Source organism: Armatimonadota bacterium, from assembly GCA_016223145.1.
Classification (GTDB): domain Bacteria; phylum Armatimonadota; class Fimbriimonadia; order Fimbriimonadales; family Fimbriimonadaceae; genus Nitrosymbiomonas.
In genome coordinates, this window is sequence record JACRPN010000011.1 from 197476 (window position 1) to 215490 (window position 18015).

The window sequence follows — 18015 nt, forward strand, 5'->3', positions numbered from 1 at the left end:
ATGAACCTGCGCGAGACGCTCCATTTGCCGGACCCCGACTTCACGATCCCGATGAAGGCGGACCTGCCTGCGCGCGAGCCCGAAATGCAGGCCGAATGGGAGCGCATGGACCTCTACGGCCTGACCCAAGAGGCCCGCAAAGATGCGCCCGTATTCGTGCTGCACGATGGGCCGCCGTACACCAACAGCCCGATCCACATCGGCACGGCGCTCAACAAGATTCTCAAGGATTTCGTCGTCAAATCGCGCTGCATGATGGGCTACCGTGCCCCCTATGTGCCCGGCTACGACAACCATGGCCTTCCGATCGAGCAGACCGTCATGAAGGCGTTTCACGAAAAGGGTGAGAAGCCTGACGTCGTGACCCTGCGCAAGGCATGCCGAGAGCACGCCGCGAAGTACATCGAGATCCAGTCCAGACAGTTCAAGCGCCTAGGCATCTTTGGCCTTTGGGACCAGCCCTACGCGACCATGGACTTCAAGTATGAGGCCGAAATCATCCGCGTGTTCAAGCGCATGGCCGAGGCGGGATACGTCTACAAGGGCCTGCGGCCCACCTTGTGGTCGCCCACCTCACGCACGGCCCTGGCAGACACCGAGATCGTCTACAAGGATCACACCAGCAAGGCGATCTACGTCAAGTTTCCTCTGCGAGACGACGTGAACGGATGGTCTGGAGGCCTAGCGAACGTCTCGACGATCATCTGGACGACGACGCCCTGGACGATCCCGGCGAACCTGGCCGTGGCCTTTCATCCGGCAGTGGATTACGCCATCGTCCACGTCGGCGAAGACCGTTTCGTGGTCGCCGAACCCCTCGTCGGGCGGCTCGCTGAGGACCTCGGCTGGAGCGGCCATTCGGTCGAGCGCGTGGTGCTCGGGGCCTCGTTCGAAGGCTCCAAGTTCAAGCATCCGATCTTCGACCGCGACTCGGTTGCGGTGCTTGCCGACTATGTCACCACCGAGGATGGCACCGGCGTCGTCCACACGGCCCCGGGGCACGGCCGCGAGGACTTTTTCACGGGCCAGAAGTATGGGCTGCCGGTGCTTTGCCCGGTTGACGAGGGCGGCATCCTGACCCAAGAGGCCGGGGAGTTCGCGGGAGTCAGCTACAAGGATTGCGACGTGGCGGTGGTGGACCGGCTCAACGAAGTTGGTGCGCTGCTCAAGGTCTCCGACTTCACGCACTCCTACCCCCACGCCGAGCGCGACGACCGGCCCGTTATCTTCCGCGCCACCGAACAGTGGTTCGTGGGCATCGACACCAACGATCTCCGCGAGCGGATGCTGCAGCAGATCGAAGGCGTCCAGTTCTTCCCGGAAAATGGGCGCGCGCGCATCACGGCGATGGTGGCCAATCGCCCGGATTGGTGCATCTCACGCCAGCGCCCCTGGGGTGTTGGCATCCCCGTCGTCTATGGCGCGGAATCTGGTGTTCCATGCCTTCATCCCGACGTCATCGAGTCCGTGGCGCAGCTCGTGGAACGCGAGGGATCGGACGCCTGGTTCGATAGAGACCCTAGCGACTTATTACCTGCGGGCTTCAAGCACCCGCAGACCGGCGAGACGACGTTCCGCAAGGAAACTGACGTCCTCGACGTGTGGTTCGATAGCGGCTGCACCAGCCTCTGCGTCCTGGAAGGGCATGTCAACCCGAACTGGAAGGAGCGCTGGCCGGCAGATGTCTATCTCGAAGGCTCCGATCAGCATCGCGGCTGGTTCAATTCCAGCCTGATCATCGGCACCGCGACGCGCGGCGAAGCGCCCTATAGGACCCTTGTGACCCACGGCTGGGTCACCGACGAAGAGGGCCGCAAGATGAGCAAGCGGCTTATGAACTCGCTCGATCCCGAGACGGTCTGCGGGCAGTTCGGCGCAGACATCCTTCGCTATTGGGTGGCCAGCGTCAAGTGGGAGCTCGACGTTCCCTGCAGCGAGAACCTGCTGCAGAAGTTCGGCGACAACTATCGCAGAATCCGCAATACCCTGCGCTTCTTGCTAGGCAACCTTACGGGATGGTCTCCCTCGCCGGCCCCTCCCTCAGTTTCAGCTGACGCGAAAACCAAGGGAGGGGCTACCGGACCCGAAAACCCCTCCTTCCCGACAGGTCGGGACTCGGAAGCATTTTCGGCCGGAGCCAAAAACAAGGAGGGGGAGTTGCTCGAAGTGGATGAGTGGGTGGTCGCTCAGACCGATCTCCTTGTCGCCGACTGCCTCCAAGCCTATGAGCGCTTCGATTTCGGCGCGGTGATCTCGGCGATCCACAACTTCTGCGTGAAGGAGCTTTCGTCGTTCTATCTGGACGCTATCAAGGACCGGATGTACTGCGACGGCAAGGATTGGGCGACTCGGCGGTCGGGACAAGCGGCCTGCCATCACGTGCTGACGAACCTCTGCAAGCTGCTGGCGCCGCTCTTGCCCCACACGGCTGAAGAGGTCTGGGCGCGGATCCCTGGCGCGCTGGGCCCCAGTGTCCACACACAGGTTATCGAAGCTCCGACTTCGGACCGGCTCGAGGAGATCGAGGCTTGCGAACGCCAGTCGCGAGTGGCGGCTCTTCTCGAAGTTCGAGAAGAGGTATTCGCGGCGTTCGAGCAGGAAAAAGCCAAGGGCGAGATCAAGGACAGCCAGGACGCGGTGCTCCGCTTAGGCGTGGATTCACAAACCCTCAAAACGCTCCAGTCCTTCCGCGAGGACCTGCCAAACCTCCTCAAGGTGAGCTGGGTCGAGATTTCGGAGGGCGAGGGCGCGGCACAATTTGAAAGGAGCCCTTATTTGAAGTGCGAGCGGAGCCGAATTCGCAGGCCCGACGTAGAGGAAGTGAACGGCGTGCCCTTGTGCGGACGCTGCCGAAAGGTCCTACAGGAGCTCGCCCACACCGGATGAAATCGAGTCGCACGATCTTGTTGCCTCCGTCCCGATCTTCGGGATGGAGGCATTGGCACGAAGTTTCGGGAGGCACACGTTGATGCTTCCGTCCCGATCTTCGGGATGGAGGCTTTGCCTCAGTTCCTTGAGTGGGGCAAGCCTTCAAGCCTCCACCCCAGAAGGGGCGGAGGCATTCGTTCGTGGCGGTGGACGCCTATGAACCGCCGCATCTTTCTCACCGTTTTCACGCTGTCGGTTATCGTCGACCAGGTGGTCAAGGAGATTGTTCGGCAGACGCTGAACCCGCACCAGTCGGTCGGTCCTTGGCCGGGGGTGTTCGAGATCACCTTGCAGACCAACGAGGGCATCGCGTTCGGCATGTTCCAGGGCATCGCGATCTTCCTCACGCCGATCGCCATCGCCATCGGCATCGGCTCTTACCTCTACAGCAAGAATCACCCGCAAGAGAGCGCCTGGATCCACACCGCAATGGCCCTGCTCGCAGGCGGCGCCCTGGGCAATCTGATCGACCGGGTGTTCCTGGGGCGGGTGACGGACATGTTCGCCTTCCGGCTCATTCATTTCCCGGTATTCAACGTCGCCGATTCGTGCATCACGATCGCGGCGGCGATTCTCATCCTCAAGTGGTCGCGGGAGCTGGTCACGCACCACCCTGAGGAGACGGCTGAGCAAACTTCGGAGAGCGAAGTCGCCGCCAAACCCTCGGAGCCTGTGGCCGGCGAAGCGCAATAGAGACAGGGGCCGTTGTAGCGCAGGTGTCTCGCCTGTGCATCCCAGCCAAATGCATAGGAAAGGAGCGCGCCAAACTCTTGCGCCTGCTTCGAATCCACCACCTAAACGGCTCAAGGTCGGGACCATCGTCCCGGACCCCTTCACCGACCGAGCTACCATGAAAGCAGATTCGGAGGCAACACAATGGTTCATGCACCCCTGCGCGGCGTTTTCCTGTTGGGCCGATTGGCGTTCATCGTGGCGGCCGCGGCCGCTGTACCCGTTCTGCTCAAGAAGGGCAAACCGTTCTTCGATAAGGCAGGCGATGCTCTGGTCGAGCTAGGCAACAAGCTCAAGGAAGGCGATAAGCCGAAGGCCGAAGAAACCCAGACCAAAGCCAAAGCCGCACCCAAGGCTGCGGCCAAGGAACCGTCGTCAAGCAAAGCTGCCACCGCGACGGCCCCCAAGAAGGCTCCAGCCACCGCCAAACAGACCAAGCCCAAAGCCGTCGGCGTCAAGCGCGCTTCGGCACGCAAGAAGCCACCGATTCAATAGCTTCAGGGAACCCTCCAAAAGCCGACTGGCCCTCGCATGACGCGAGGGCCAGTGTCGTTTGGGGTGGACCGATTAGGCTTCGGCGCTTTCGTACTTGTCCTTCAGACCCTGCACGACCGCCGGGTCGGCCAGCGTCGTGGTGTCACCAAGCGCCCGGCCCTCTGCCACGTCGCGGAGCAGGCGTCGCATGATCTTGCCGCTTCGGGTCTTGGGGAGCTCCGCCGTGATGATCACGTCGTCCGGGCGGGCGATCGGCCCGATCTTCGAGGCGACGTGCGCCTTCAGCTCGTTGACCAGCTTCTCCGAGGCCTCATAGCCAGAGCGGATGATGACGAACGCCGAGATCGCTTGACCCTTCATGTCGTGCTTCTTGCCGATGACCGCCGCTTCGGCGACCGCCGGGTGGCTGACCAGCGCGCTCTCCACTTCCATCGTGCCGATGTTGTGGCCGGCAACGAGGAGCACATCGTCCATGCGGCCCATCAGCCAGAAGTGCCCGTTCTCGTCGAGCCGCGCGCCGTCGCCGGTGAAGTACACGCCGGGGAACCGGTTCCAATACACGTCCATGAAGCGCTGCGGATCGCCGTAGATCCCGCGCGTCATGCCGGGCCAAGGCCGCGTGAGGACCAGGAAGCCCTGTACCGAACCGGACGCGTTGCCGGCCTTGATTTTGGCCACGTGCTCATCGCTGATGTTGTGGCCGTCCTCGCTGTAAATGGCGGCGCTGATGCCCGGGAAGGTGCGCGTGGCCGAGCCCGGCTTGCACTTGGTGATGCCGGGAAGCGGCGCGATCAGGATGTGTCCCGTCTCCGTCTGCCACCAGGTGTCCACCACCGGGCAGTTGCCCTTTCCAATGTGTTCGTGGTACCAGAGCCAAGCTTCGGGGTTGATCGGTTCTCCGACAGAGCCCAGAAGCCTGAGCGACGAGAGGTCGCACTTCTCCGGGAACTCGTTGCCCCACTTCATAAATGCGCGGATCGCCGTCGGCGCCGTGTAGAGGATCGTGATCTTGTGCTTTTCGATGATCCGCCAGAACCGGGCCTTGTCGGGTGTGTCGGGCGAGCCTTCGTACATCACCGACGTCACGCCGCTCATCAGGGGCCCGTAAACGATGTAGGTGTGGCCGGTGACCCAGCCGCAGTCGGCGGTGCACCACCACACGTCGGAATCCTTCCAGTCGAACACCCAGTTTCCGGTGGCGTAGGTGCCCACCAGATAGCCGCCGATGGCGTGGACAATGCCCTTGGGCTTTCCGGTGCTGCCGCTGGTGTAGAGGATGAACAGCGGGTCCTGCGCGTCCATCGGCTCGCAGGGGCAATCGGCGCTTTGCCTGTTCACCACGTCGTGCCACCAGAAATCGCGGCCCTCGACCCAGCCGCCACGGTCGTAATCCGGGGTCGGCACGCCGTTGGTCAAGGTTCCCGGCACGCCGGTCCGCGAATACACGAGTACCTTCTCGATGCTGGGGCACCCCGACGCGAGCGCTTCGTCAACCATCTTCTTGAGCTGAACTACGCCGCCGCGCCGCCATCCGCCGTCGGCCGTCATGATAACCTTTGCCTTGGCGTCGTTGATGCGGTCGAACAGGGACTCTGAGCTGAAGCCGCCGAACACCACACTGTGCACCGCGCCGATGCGCGCGCAGGCGAGCATCGAGATCGCCAATTCCGGGATCATCGGCATGTACACGCACACGCGGTCGCCCTTGTGAACGCCCAGCTCCTTGAGTGCGTTGGCGACTTTCGCCACTTCGTCGCGAAGCTCGCGGAAGGTGTACTTCTTCACGTCGCCGGGCTCGCCCTCAAAGAGGATCGCCGTCTTATTGGCAAGGGGCCCGTCGGCGTGGCGGTCGAGCGAGTTGTAGGCAGCGTTGATCTTGCCGCCGAGAAACCACTGGGCATAGGGGAGCTTCCAGTCGAGCACCTTGGTCCACGGTTCGAACCAGTGGAGCTTCTTGGCCCAGTCTTCCCAGAAGCCTTCGAAGTCGCTGTCGGCTTTGTCGTAGATGTCGAGGTCGGTGATGTTGGCGTTCTGAGCAAAGGACGCGTTGGGCTCAAACACGCTTTGTTCGTCTAAAAAGGTGGATAGGGTTTCAGACATAGTGAATCTCCAAGATTGGATTCAAATTCATCATGACATAAGGCCCTCAGACTCCAAATCCCCCCTGGTAAGCCCCCAACCGGGCATAATCAAGGCACGGCCATGGTCCTGAGGGTGCCTTTTGAGCAGTTCGCGAGTACGGTTTTGCGCCGCGCAACCGGAAAAGAGGTGTTCGTCTGCCAGGAGATGGGCGTCACCCTTGCCACCGCAGCGAATCCAGACAAAAACTTCCTGATTGCCTCAAGCACGGTCTTGCCGCCCTACGAGGCCCGAAAGGCGCTCGATTCCGCTGGTTTGGATGTGTACGACGGGCAGTGGTCGCTCGAGTCGGACGGCGTCTCGGGGCTTCAGTTGAAGATGCACGTGGCCGCTGTCGCCTATCGCAGTGCCAACACGATGCCGGGTCTCTGGGTGGACGCCTTTCCGGAGGAAATGGGGCAGAACGAAGCCCTGAAGGCGATGTATGACGAGCTCCTGGAGAACGGGGAGATCGATGGCATCTCCTTTGAGGAGTTTCTACGGCTCGGCGAGGCCAACGTGGTGGTGATCGCCTTGAGCCAGTTGACGGAATACGCGTCCGAGAAGCTGAGACGATCGGACTGCCGTTGAGGCGGTCTACAGCTTCAAAAACTTGCGCATAGCCTCAAGCTTCTTTGGCCCAATCCCCTTCACCGCCAGCAGCTCCTCGATGGACGAGAACCCGCCATGCGCTTTGCGATACTCCAAGATCTTCTCGGCGGTGGCGGGCCCGACCCCAGGCAATCGGTCGAGGGTCGCCGCGTCGGCCGTGTTCAAGCTGATCGAGCCGGGCGCGGGTGTGCCGGAACTCGACGAGCGCCCCGTTCGTGGCTTGCTCGAATACGAGCTGGACTCCGAAGTGTAGCTGGGAGAGGAAGATGTCGCCTTTTCGGTCGACGTCTGCGGGGCCGAATTGGCTTCTGGGACCACCAACTGCGTCCCGTCCTCGAGCTTGGCCGCCAGGTTTAGGTCCTCTGTGCGCGCTCCCGGCAAGGCGCCGCCGGCACGCTCGATCGCGTCGGCCACGCGGCTTCCCTGGGGAAGGTGGACCACTTGCGGCGACTTCACCGCCCCCTTCACATCCACCACGACCTCGGCGGGGACGCTAAGGGAAGGGACTTGAGCCTGGCTGATGGCGCCAGGGACGAGCGGCCCATTCGAGAGGGTGATCTCGGCCGGCCGCCTGGCATACTGCGTGCCCACGAAGCCGCACACAAAAAGGAAACCCGCCAAAAGCAGGGTATAGCCAAGCCGCTCTTTGGGTGTCAGCTGCGCGAGCATATGACCCTTCTATCTTGGATAGGGATAGCCAAAGTTCCTGCAAGGGCCTTTCGCATTGCCTCATATCAGAGCGCCCTCAACAAATAGCTGCGGGACAGAATTCCGCTCTTGGAAGGAGCTCCGAATAATGCATAATCCAAGTATGGTAGACGCAACTCTACCAATCGTCACCGGGGATCGAAAGCTCCGCTATCTGTTTCTGGACCTCAACGCTTACTTCGCGTCGGTCGAGCAGCAGGAGCGGCCGGAACTGCGCGGCAAGCCCATCGCCGTCGTGCCGCTGGTCGCCGACACGACCTTCGTCATCGCCGCAAGCTACGAAGCCAAGCGACATGGCGTGAAGACCGTCATGCGGGTGGACGAGGCCAAGCGGCTCTGCCCTGAGCTGATCCTCGTGGAGGGAAGGCCGCCGGTCTACGTCCACTACCACGACCGGACCCTGGAGGTCGTGGACACCCTCCTTCCGGTCGAAAAGATCTGGAGCATCGATGAGATGTCCATCCGCCTGCTGGGCAAGGAGCGCGAGCGCGAGGCGGCCGTCGCTTTGGCCATGGAGCTGAAGCGTAGGATCACGACGCAAGTCGGGGAATGCCTAAAGTGCTCGATCGGCATCGCCCCAAACACGTTTCTCGCCAAGACGGCCACCGAGATGCAGAAGCCGGACGGCCTCGTGGTGCTTGAGGCATCGGACCTCCCTCAGGCGCTCTACAGGCTCAAGATCACCGACTTCGCCGGGATCAACTATAGGATGCAGGCGCGCATCAATGCGGCCGGCATTTACACGGTCCAGCAGATGTGCGAAGCCGACCCCAAGAAGCTGCGCCGTGCGTTTGGGTCGGTGACCGGCGAGCGGTGGTGGCACCTGCTGCGTGGTTTCGAGCTCAAAAGCGAAGAGTCGGCGCGCAAGAGCCTGAGCCACTCGCACGTGATGGGGCCACAGTATCGGACCGAGGAAGGGGTCAAGCAGCTCCTTCTCCGGCTCATCCACAAAGCCTCGGCGCGATTGCGTGCGAACAACTTGGCGGCTCGGGCCATGGAGGTCCACGTGAGCGGGAAGAAAGACTGGAGCGTTGGGATTCGGGTGGATGCGACCAATGACGCGGTCACCTTCACCGAGCGCTTTCTCGAGGCCTGGCCCGGGCGGACCTTCGAGTCGCCCCTGAAGGCGGCTGTGGTGTTCCACGACCTTCAGCCGGTGGAGACGCTCACGCCAAGCCTTTTTGGCAACGCCCAGGAACGGATGAAGCTCTCGGGCGCGATCGACCTCATCAACCAGAAGTACGGCAAGAACTCGGTCTTTTTGGCCGGCATGGAGAACGCGCGAAACGCCGCCCCCGAGCGCATCGCATTCAACAAGACCTGGCTCTTTGAGGAGGGCAAGGATGACAACGCCTGGATGCCGGAGACTAGGACGCCTAGGGAGTAGGGTGAGAGCGGGAGTATCGTAGAACGGGAGAAACGGTGAGTCGGTGAATGGGTGAGTCAGTGGACGGAGCGCATGCATCCATGCCTGGCCCCTTGGGAGTGAGACGGTGAGTGGGTGAGGCGGTGAACACCCTCGCCCCTCGTGGGAGAGGGTCCGTGAGCGAAGTGAACGGGGGTGAGGGGCCAGCACGCCACCGTGAGCCCTTAAGCACCTGGCGGTGGCGCTTACCGGGAAGGCTCTGGGTCCACCTCGCCCCTTGGGGAGAGGCGGTGAGCGAAGCGAACCGGGTGAGGGGGGCGGGTCGTGCAGGAGAGGCGGAGAAACGGTGAATCGAGTTGCAGGACGGAGGGCGGACTTCAGCCCGCCTTGAGCACACTGCATCCCTTCCCTGGTCCATTGGAAGGAGCTCTTGTCGGGAGCTGATAGGGGGGGAATGGACCCGCTGACTATTGTGGTGGCGCCTGACGAGAAAACCAAGAGGTCTCAATGTCCCGGGCAAAAAGCAGCTCCGAGAGCTGCCCCACGTGCCCCTGCAGGTGCCGGATGTTCAGAATCTGATGGTCGAGCTTCGGGAAGTTCTTGTACCAGGGGATGCCGCAGTCATCGGTGTCCAGGTTCAGCCCGTCTATGGTGGCGTCGACCATCGCGGCCACATGATCGATGTACTCCAGCAGTTCGGCTTTGGTGTTGGGCTCCAGCGGCACGGCATCCTCAGCCCAAAGCTCCGGAGCCTTCTCCCGATGCTTGTGCCAGGGCGTGAAGGCCTCGAGGTTTTGGCCCATGTAGAGGTGGCTGTAGAAAACGGCGTGATAGGCGATCTTCCAGAACTCCCTGGGGTATTTGCCGGCGGTCCAAAGGTCGTCGGGACACACCTCCACACATTCGCGCAGCATGCGGAATGCGCCGTGATACTGGCTCTTCAACGCGGCTCGAACGTCCATGGGACGAGTCTACACACATACCGTCAAGAGCAGCCGAAGTCCTTCGCCGTCATCTTGCGCTCGAACTCCTCCGGCGTCTCGCCCCACACTCGAACCGGCTCCGACGAGCCGTCGCCCTTGAGCACGAGCGCTTCCGTCCAGCCCGTTCGATAGCTCCACTTGATGAGCCATACCGGAGCCGTGATCTCGGCGAGGGGTTTTCCCGATAGCGCGGTGTTCCAGAGGATGGGCCGCCTTTTCATCTCGGTGCGGTCGAAGCGGGCGTAGTCGGGGAGATACCCCAGAACCCACCGTTCCGGCCCTTGCCAAGCCCGTTGTGCCATGGGCCACACGCTCTCGACATCGGGTTTTACCAAACGCAACATCTCGTCGAAGCTGGTGGCCTTGGGCAGGCGGTCGCGTTCCGCCATGTAGGTTGCGAGCCCCTCCACGAGATCGTAACTGAAGCCGCGCCTGACCGTCCCGCGATGCCAGGCAACTTGGCTTTCCAGGCCCGGGTACGGATGGTCCGGGATGAGCAGGATGCAGAGAGCCAGAGGAACACCGACGAGGTGTACGACGAAGCTACGCCCCAGAATCGGCAGGTAGGGATGGCGGCTGCCGCGCTTGCTGAGAACGCTCTGCCAGAACAGCGCCTCGACGAACGCCGACCCGAGCCCGAAGGTCGCGAGCATCAGAATGGCCTGTCCAAGCGGATCGGGGTTGACAGTACTTCCCACTGTCCCAAGAAACTCGTAGCCGACGATGCCGGAGACGCATCCGCCGAAGATCCCCGTTGCCACGTTCGCAAAGACCGACGCCAGAGCCGACTTCTTCCAAGTGCATCGAAGCCACCGGCCCATCGCTATCGCCTCAAAGATCAACGTGGCCGCGACATACGCGAGCCAGTAGGGCCAGGAGAAGAAGGACAGCGCCAGGCTCATCGCCCCGTTGGCGAGAGCTGAAGCGGAAATGCCCCCGACGAGGATTGCGAAGAGCGCCTTGCGAGACATGAGCGTAAGCTCCGAGGCGATGCTACCCGTCACAGCGGCCTATGACGAAGCTTTATGGCCGTGGACGACGCTTCTGCATGTAGTTCCTGAAGTCTTCCAGCCTCTCGATGGACTCACGGTCTTTAAGCCTATTCGCGGCGCGCTTACTCGCGATGATGTCATCCAGGCTGCACACGAAGAACCCCTCCGACTCGACTCGCTTCCGCCACGCATCCTCGAACGTCTCGATGCCATCGGGAGCAAACACGAGGTCAATGTCGAACGGGCCATCCTTTAGCTCGACGAAGTCCTTCCCACGCACGATCTCTGCCTCACGTTCGGGTGATAGCTCGAAGTTGAGTTCGCGAAGTGCTGCAATCATCCTTCGACCGTTCTCATCGCTTTTCTCTGGAAAGATATCCACGTCTTGCGTGGTGTCCGGAAAGCCCAGAATGATCGCACCCGCTTTGCCGATGAATAGGTAGCGAACACCGTGCTTGGCGAATGCCGCGCGCAGTTCTTCGGCCTGCCGGTACTCAAACGCGCCCAAAACCCAGCCACCTCGGGAGGTTCTTTTCGCACCACTGGCGATACTCCTCCATAGATTCGAACGACCGATAGGGTGCGTCGTCCAAGACGGGCCGATAGGTCTTGATGAACCCGTACTTGATTCGAAGGCTGAGCGGGCGTTTGGCCATCGCTTCGCATTCCCTGAAAAACGCCTCTCTCTCTAGTTTGTCGGCAGCCACAAGTTCATTGTACTTTCAGTGACTCGATCCGCCTCCTTCAAGGCATTGAAGTCCACTCAAACAAGGCGCTTTGCAATGCAGGGCCATTCAACTCTGTCCAGTCAAGTTCTGAATGCGCGTCTTCGCCTGATCGGCCATAGCGCTCATCGGATAGCGCGCCAAAAACTGTCGATACACCTCTGCCGCGCGCTGGCGGTCTCCGAACGCGTGCTCCACCATGATCGCCGACCGAAACATCGCGGATTCTCGGTCGCCCTCGGCGATCGCGGGATCGCGCAGGGCAGCCTCATATAAGTTGAGCGCCAACCGCTTGTCGCCGGCTTGCTCGCACTGCATCGCGGTCCTCAGCAGGTAAGGAATGGGGATCTTCCCGGGATCGATGGCGAGCATCAGCAGGGTCGAGCCGACGACGAGCGGGTCCTGTTCCTGAGCAATTCTGGGAAGCAGGCGATTGAAGTAGTCCAGAGACTCCCTCGATGGACCGCCGTGGCTCCTGAACCCGCGTTGGACCCAATGAAGCGCAAGGAGGGTGTTGTCTTGATCGTTCTTCGCGATCGCGGAGAACTCGTAGGGTGCCAGCACGCTCAGGTCCTTGGTGTCTGAGAGCATCGCTTTCGCATCGCTGGCCTCGGTCGAGTCGCGCTTCATTCGCAGGATCATGGCGATCAGAAATCCACCTGCGGCGCCTCCCAGGTGCGCAAAATGCCCGACGCCATCGGCAGCCCCCAAGAACGCGAAGAGCGCGTCGATCCCCAAAAAGTAGAGACCCACCACCCACAGAGACCAGTCCGTCGTTCCCCAAACGAAGAAGCGATAGAAGATCGTAATCTTGGCGTGGGGGAACATGTAGAGCCCCGCGCCCATCACTCCCATAATCGCGCCAGAAGCTCCGATAGAGGGGATGTTCGGGTTAGAACTGCCCAAGAGGCCATGGTGCAGGACGTCCCCCGCCACGCCGGAGGCCAGGTACATCGGCAGGAAGAACCACGCCTTCATCCGGCCCTCGACCGAGAAGCCGAAGATGTACAGGAACCACATGTTGCCCAGAAGGTGGAAAAGGCCCCCATGCAGGAACATGCTGGTGAAGATGTGGAGGGGTCCGAAGTTCGAACCTTTGAGCCCCCACTGGTCGACGACTTCGGGCCGGACATCCAGGCCGTCGCTGGTGGTAAACGCATAGACCACGACATTCGCCAGGATCAGGAGAATCGTAACCACCGGAAACGACTCCGGGGGGTTTTTCGCCCTGATTGGCAGAAACATGGACCAATCTTAGGGAGCTGTCGGCCAACGTGTCAAGACGACCCCGCTCTTTCCCGCCATCGTTTGTGAAGCTTGGCCATCAGGCCCGAATCACCGGTCTTCACCCGGTTGGGCGGCGCCAGCAAGGCAGACTGAGAGTCTGCCCCACGGCTCATCGGTCCCTCCGCCCCTCGGACCTGGGACCTCAGACCTCGGACCTCTTTCCCTGCCTTAGGCTCATACGGCAGCACCAGGTGCTCGATGAAGTACTCCAGCATCCGATCCTGGTTCACGCCGCTGTGCCCGGCGTCGACGCCAACCTGGGCATCGTAGGCGCGCCTCGCCTGGTTTAGGGCCTGAATGAGCTGGAAGGTGTTGTTCGGGTGGACGTTGTTGTCGGCCGTGCCGTAATAGAGCAGAAGGTAGCCGGTCAGGTTTGCCGCATACTTCATCGCCGAACCCTCGTCGTAGCCCGCCTTGTTCTCGCTCTCCCAGGGCAAACCCATGTAGCGCTCGGTGTAGATCGAATCGTAGTGGTACCAAGCCGTCACACTGGAACTCGCCACAGACGCCTGGAACACCTTCGGATACCTGAGGATCGCCATGCAAGAGGAGTAGCCGCCATAGCTCGTGCCGGTGATGCCGACGCGGTTGCCGTCCACATAAGGCCGCTTCGCCAGTTCAATCACTCCCGCCGCCTGATCATCAATCTCGACAATCCCCAGCTTGCCGTACACGGCGTCCTTGAACGCCTTGCCCCGGCCGCTCGTGCCGCGCCCATCGAAGCTGGCGACCAGGAAGCCGAACTCGGTCCATGCCGATGGTGTGGCAAACGTCTCGGCCCCGCCACCCGATTCCGGCCCGCCATAGACCGTCACGATCATCGGATACTTCTTCTTGGGGTCGAAGTCGGACGGCTTGTAGAGCGAGCCGTAGCAGTCCGTCACGCCGTCCATCGCCTTGTATTTGAAGGTCTCGCCGGGCTTTAGGCCCAACGCGTCGAACTTGGTGAGGTCGCTCTCCGCCAAGACCGTAAGCACCTTGCCGCTTGCATCGCAGACGCGCGTCGCGGGGGCCATTTCGCGGGTCTCGATGATGTCCACGAAGCTCTTGCCGTCCGGCGCGATGTCCACGGAGTGGTGGAACTTCGGATCGGTCAGCCGAACGTCACCCTTGCCGTCTAACCCGATGCGGTGGAGCTGAAACCGGTAAGGCGTGTCGCCGTCGCGAGCCATGTACCAGATCACGCCGGCCTTCTCGTCCACGCGCACGATGCGTTGCACCTCGAAGCCCACGTTCTTGGTGATCGCCTTGAGCGACGCGCCGGACATGTCGCCCATGTAGATGTTGTCCCAGCCGCTGCGCTCGCTGACGAGGATGAAGCGCTGGGGCTTGCCTTCCTGGGGCGCCAGGTATTGCAGGCGCGGCGAGTTGTCGGTCCAGCTCTGGGGCTGCTCCTCGCGCAGGATCACCCTGCACTTGCCTGTCTTCGGGTCCGCGGCGCAGATCTCCATCTTGTTCTGCTTGCGGTTGGTGCGGTTGAAGAGCAGTTCCTTGCCGTCCTCCGACCAGCGCACGCTGTAAACGTAGTGCGCGATGTCCTGGCCATCGGGCCCGAACGTGCAATCCACAGGGACCGACTTCTTGCTCGCCAGGTCGTAAACGAAAAGCTGCACTTCGGGGTTGGGCGCGCCGGCCTTGGGATACGCTTCGACGTCCAGCGAGTCCTGAACCTTGCCGACCTCCATCGTCAGATAGAAATCCGGCACCTTCGATTCGTCAAAGCGATAGTAGGCAAGCATGGACGAATCCTTGCTGAACCACATCGCGTTTCTCACGCCGAGCTCTTCGCCATAGACCCAACTGGCGATGCCGTTCTTGATGCGCTTCTCCACGCTGCCGTCGGTGGTCACCTGAATCTCGTCGCCCCCCCCGCTGGGCTTCAGCCAGACGTTTCGGTCCTTGTAGTTCGCCGTCCACTTGCCATCGGGCGAGCGCTCGGTCGAGAACTGCCGCCCTCGAGCCGGCTGCTGGGGCGCCGCTTTGGGCTTGGCGGGTTCGGGGTCCGCACCGCCCGAAATCTCCGTCGCCTTCTTTGCGGCGAGGTCGTAGCGATACTGCTTTCCCTTCCAGGTGTAGACGAAAGACTTACCTTCGTCCTCCCATCGCACCTGGACGGCGCCCCGGACAACGGAGCCGGTGATCTCCCGGCGCATCTTTTCATAGCGGTCGAAACGTGGCATGGTGGGAAGTCTGTTTTGAGCCTGTGAACCCGCCGCAGCAAGGACAAGCAGAACGAGAAGCGCCCACCGCATGCGGGGGCACTTGGACAAGACGTTGGGGAGTGGGTTCATGGCGCTTCCCGCGAGGATACGCCGCCCCGGTTCCTTTGTGCAATCTTTCGGGCGAGAGAAACAAACAGCGGAGCCAGGAAGAGCGCGGGAATGAAGTTCGCCACGGGATACGCTTTGATCTCCAGGAGCCGCAGCCCGATCGCCGCCAGCATGATGCCTCCGGTCCCGGTGGCCTCGTCGATCATCTCTTTGTCGTCGGCGAAACGCTTCAGCGGCGAGGCCGCCAGCGTGATCGCGCCCTGGACCACAAACACGACCCCCGCCGTGACGAGCACGCCGGGCCCCATCGTGGCGGCGTAGAAGATCGCCACAAAGCCGTCCATCGTGCTCTTGATCGCCAGGAGTTCCAGGTCGTCTTCGATAGCGTCCTTGATGCAGCCGAGCAGCGTCATGGGGCCGACGCAGAAGATGATGCTGGTGCTCACGATCGCCTCCGCGAAGGTGGAGGAGCCCTGCGCGCCGAAGGTCTGCTTGGCCCATCCGGCAAACGCCTCGAGCCCGCTCTGGAACCCAAGCGCCATGCCGAGGCACCCCCCGGCAAAGAGGGCCGCCGCGATGATGAGGATGCTGCGCGCCTGGAGAAACAGCTTGAGCCCGAGGCCGACGGTCACGAGCCCCAGCGCGGCCTGGGCGAGGTCCTTGTAGGCGACCGGCACGCTGGCGCCCGCGGCTAGACCGATCAGCGCGCCGACGAGCACCGTGCCCGTGTTGAGCCACGTCCCCCTGCCAACGACCATCCTGGGCATGAGGGTTAGTATGAACGAGGAACCAAGCCTTGAACGATGAGCCAGGGGGACAAGGCGCACGGCTATCGGTTGTGGGCCTTGTGCATCACAAATCTCCCGTTTCGAATCAGGCGTATCATTGAGCTATGTTGCAGGTCCTTGCCCTTGTCATACCCCTGATATTGCTTGCGGACGAAGCGGATATTCAGTTGAAGAACCGCAGGGCCACTGAAGTCTTCTCCATGATCCTTCGGCTTGTCCCTGACGGAGTCAGAATGTCTGTTAACGACCTAACTGGAGTCATTCATGTTCAGGGCTCTACCGAAGAGGTCGAACAGGTTCGGAAGCTTGCACGATCGATGGACATCAAGGCAATGGAGGTCTTTCTGAAATTCGCACTTGAAGTCAAGTCAATCCACGTGGCATACGATGGAACGGTCACCATCCGAAACAATGTTGCCTTTCGGTTCTCCGATTCCGCGTCGAACGTAAACGTTGCCTACCAGCCGCAGGTCCTACCTGAGCGGATCAAGTCGATTGTCACAGTTGAAATTGACGGGGCCCTTTTCAGAGACGATAAGGTTGGTAAGGTCGGCGAGCGACTGGAATTCAAGGCAGTTGATATGAAACCTGTCAATGAGAAGGCCCGGCAGCGGCTAGACTCCCGCGAGATCAGATGGTGGCCACTAATCAACGTCACACCCAGCCTGAAGGAATCCAAGCGATTGTGACTGCCGACAGTGGAAGGGGCTTCGAGCGTGTTCTCACGTGCTCCGTTCAGTGCCTAGTTCAGCTTCCGAAACGCGCCGCGCGGGAGGAACGTCGCCGCCCAACGCAGATAGCTCTTCCAACGGCCCGGCGCCAGCTTGATCGAGCGCGCAAACGCCGCACGCCCCCCGGCCGGGTCGCCGTTCAGCGTCTTGACCGTGCCCAGACACGCCTCGTTGTGCGCCTTCGCCGCCACGAGTTCGGCGCTTGGATACCCCCTCGCCTCCAGCAGCGGGTACCGCGTTCGGATCCACTCGCGCAGCATCTCGTCATCCTTCCAGATGCGCTCCAGCTTGTGGCTGGCGTTCGCGCCATGCACCCGGTAGAAGGTCAGCGGCTCGTCCACATAGCCCACCTGCCACTGTTCGGCCACGCGCAGCCACATCTCCCAATCCCCCGAGCCGAAATAGGCCTCATTGAAGCCTCCCAGCTTCTCGAAGCATTCGCGCCGCACCAGGGCCGCGCTGGCGATGATCTTGTTCGCATAGAGCAGCGCCAACAGCACGTCGCCGGTCTGCGTTCTCGGAAACGAAAACCCGAGCGGCGACCCCTCCATGCGCTCGCCCTTTCCGTCGATGAACCAACCGTCGGTATGCACGAGCCCGACCTCGGGGTGCGCTTCAAAGAGAGCTAGTTGCCGCTCCAGCTTCTCCGGCGCCCAAAGGTCGTCGTCGTTAAGGACCGCGATGTACTCGCCGGTTGCTTCTTTGAGACCCCGGTTGAGCGTGCCATAGGTGCCCAGGTTGGTCTCGTTGAAGATGAGCTTGATGGGCGAGGGGCGAGGGGCGAAGGGCGATGTTCCGCGATGGGCGATGGGTGATGGGCGATCTTCAGCATCACCTCGCCCCGACGGGGAGAGGTCGGTGAGCGATAGCGAACCGGGTGAGGGGTCGCCTGCCGCGGGGTCGCGATGCGCGATGGGCGATGGGCGATCGGGAGAATTCCCTTGTCCCTCCGTCCCTTCGTCGCTGTGTCCCAATCCGGCAGACTGAGAGTCTGCCCCACGTGGTACTAGCCCCTCCACACCTCCACCCTTCCATCCCTTCACCCTCTCCTTCAGCCACTCTCGCGTGCCGTCGGACGAGCCGTCGTCGAGAATGATGATCTCGAAGTCCTGGAAGGTCTGCGCGAGCACGCCCTCCAAACACGCCGGCAGATAGGCGAGATGGTTGTAACAGGTCAGCAGGACAGAGACCTTGGGCATGTATGGGGATTATGAAGGAGCGCCGCGTTGTCTCCCTCCCCAACCCCTCCCTTCCCGACAAGCCGGGACTCGGAAGCATTT

16 protein-coding genes are annotated in these 18015 nt (G+C 61.7%); 6 read left to right on the plus strand and 10 right to left on the minus strand.

Annotation, left to right across the window (positions count from 1 at the left end; all coding sequences use genetic code 11):
- From ileS to HZC36_09625, 3 genes are all read left to right on the plus strand, one after another.
- On the plus strand, window positions 1-2886 hold the full coding sequence (gene ileS, locus HZC36_09615) for an isoleucine--tRNA ligase (protein MBI5707231.1): 2886 nt from the start codon (window positions 1-3) through the stop codon (window positions 2884-2886).
- A 198-nt stretch (window positions 2887-3084) separates the two neighbouring features.
- Complete coding sequence (gene lspA / locus HZC36_09620; GenBank protein ID MBI5707232.1) at window positions 3085-3621, plus strand: signal peptidase II; 537 nt, start codon at window positions 3085-3087, stop codon at window positions 3619-3621.
- Window positions 3622-3804: 183 nt separating this feature from the next.
- Window positions 3805-4155 (plus strand): hypothetical protein, encoded by a 351-nt coding sequence (locus HZC36_09625; GenBank protein ID MBI5707233.1) that lies wholly within the window; start codon window positions 3805-3807, stop codon window positions 4153-4155.
- A gap of 72 nt (window positions 4156-4227) precedes the next feature.
- Here the strand turns inward: HZC36_09625 and acs are convergent, their stop codons facing one another.
- The gene (gene acs / locus HZC36_09630) at window positions 4228-6255 is read right to left on the minus strand and encodes an acetate--CoA ligase (protein MBI5707234.1); all 2028 of its coding nucleotides are present in this window, start codon (window positions 6253-6255) and stop codon (window positions 4228-4230) included.
- A gap of 102 nt (window positions 6256-6357) precedes the next feature.
- Between acs and HZC36_09635 the strand changes: the two genes are divergently transcribed.
- On the plus strand, window positions 6358-6864 hold the full coding sequence (locus tag HZC36_09635; GenBank protein MBI5707235.1) for a hypothetical protein: 507 nt from the start codon (window positions 6358-6360) through the stop codon (window positions 6862-6864).
- A 6-nt stretch (window positions 6865-6870) separates the two neighbouring features.
- On the opposite strand, the gene HZC36_09640 is transcribed toward HZC36_09635, so the two are convergent.
- Window positions 6871-7554: a ComEA family DNA-binding protein gene (locus HZC36_09640; protein ID MBI5707236.1), complete on the minus strand. Its 684-nt coding sequence runs from the start codon at window positions 7552-7554 to the stop codon at window positions 6871-6873.
- A gap of 142 nt (window positions 7555-7696) precedes the next feature.
- On the opposite strand from HZC36_09640, the gene HZC36_09645 reads away from it, so the two are divergent.
- Entirely contained in the window at window positions 7697-8980 is a 1284-nt protein-coding gene (locus HZC36_09645; GenBank protein MBI5707237.1) for a DNA polymerase, read from the plus strand.
- A gap of 446 nt (window positions 8981-9426) precedes the next feature.
- Here the strand turns inward: HZC36_09645 and HZC36_09650 are convergent, their stop codons facing one another.
- The 7 genes from HZC36_09650 to HZC36_09680 all read right to left on the minus strand — a co-directional run bounded on the left by HZC36_09650 (window position 9427) and on the right by HZC36_09680 (window position 15983).
- Window positions 9427-9921, minus strand: a complete 495-nt coding sequence (locus HZC36_09650; protein MBI5707238.1) for a DinB family protein — start codon at window positions 9919-9921, stop codon at window positions 9427-9429.
- Between the two features lie 23 nt (window positions 9922-9944).
- Window positions 9945-10913, minus strand: coding sequence for a hypothetical protein (locus HZC36_09655; protein MBI5707239.1), 969 nt, complete (start codon window positions 10911-10913; stop codon window positions 9945-9947).
- 52 nt (window positions 10914-10965) lie between these two features.
- Window positions 10966-11442: a hypothetical protein gene (locus HZC36_09660; GenBank protein MBI5707240.1), complete on the minus strand. Its 477-nt coding sequence runs from the start codon at window positions 11440-11442 to the stop codon at window positions 10966-10968.
- On the minus strand, window positions 11429-11641 hold the full coding sequence (locus tag HZC36_09665) for a hypothetical protein (protein ID MBI5707241.1): 213 nt from the start codon (window positions 11639-11641) through the stop codon (window positions 11429-11431). The genes HZC36_09660 and HZC36_09665 overlap by 14 nt, the downstream gene beginning before the upstream one ends.
- A gap of 87 nt (window positions 11642-11728) precedes the next feature.
- Window positions 11729-12859: a rhomboid family intramembrane serine protease gene (locus HZC36_09670; GenBank protein MBI5707242.1), complete on the minus strand. Its 1131-nt coding sequence runs from the start codon at window positions 12857-12859 to the stop codon at window positions 11729-11731.
- Window positions 12860-12936: 77 nt separating this feature from the next.
- On the minus strand, window positions 12937-15126 hold the full coding sequence (locus tag HZC36_09675) for a DPP IV N-terminal domain-containing protein (protein MBI5707243.1): 2190 nt from the start codon (window positions 15124-15126) through the stop codon (window positions 12937-12939).
- 107 nt (window positions 15127-15233) lie between these two features.
- Window positions 15234-15983, minus strand: coding sequence for a DUF554 domain-containing protein (locus HZC36_09680; protein ID MBI5707244.1), 750 nt, complete (start codon window positions 15981-15983; stop codon window positions 15234-15236).
- A 125-nt stretch (window positions 15984-16108) separates the two neighbouring features.
- Between HZC36_09680 and HZC36_09685 the strand changes: the two genes are divergently transcribed.
- Complete coding sequence (locus HZC36_09685; GenBank protein ID MBI5707245.1) at window positions 16109-16693, plus strand: hypothetical protein; 585 nt, start codon at window positions 16109-16111, stop codon at window positions 16691-16693.
- A gap of 53 nt (window positions 16694-16746) precedes the next feature.
- On the opposite strand, the gene HZC36_09690 is transcribed toward HZC36_09685, so the two are convergent.
- The gene (locus tag HZC36_09690) at window positions 16747-17934 is read right to left on the minus strand and encodes a glycosyltransferase (protein MBI5707246.1); all 1188 of its coding nucleotides are present in this window, start codon (window positions 17932-17934) and stop codon (window positions 16747-16749) included.
- Window positions 17935-18015: the final 81 nt, after the last annotated feature.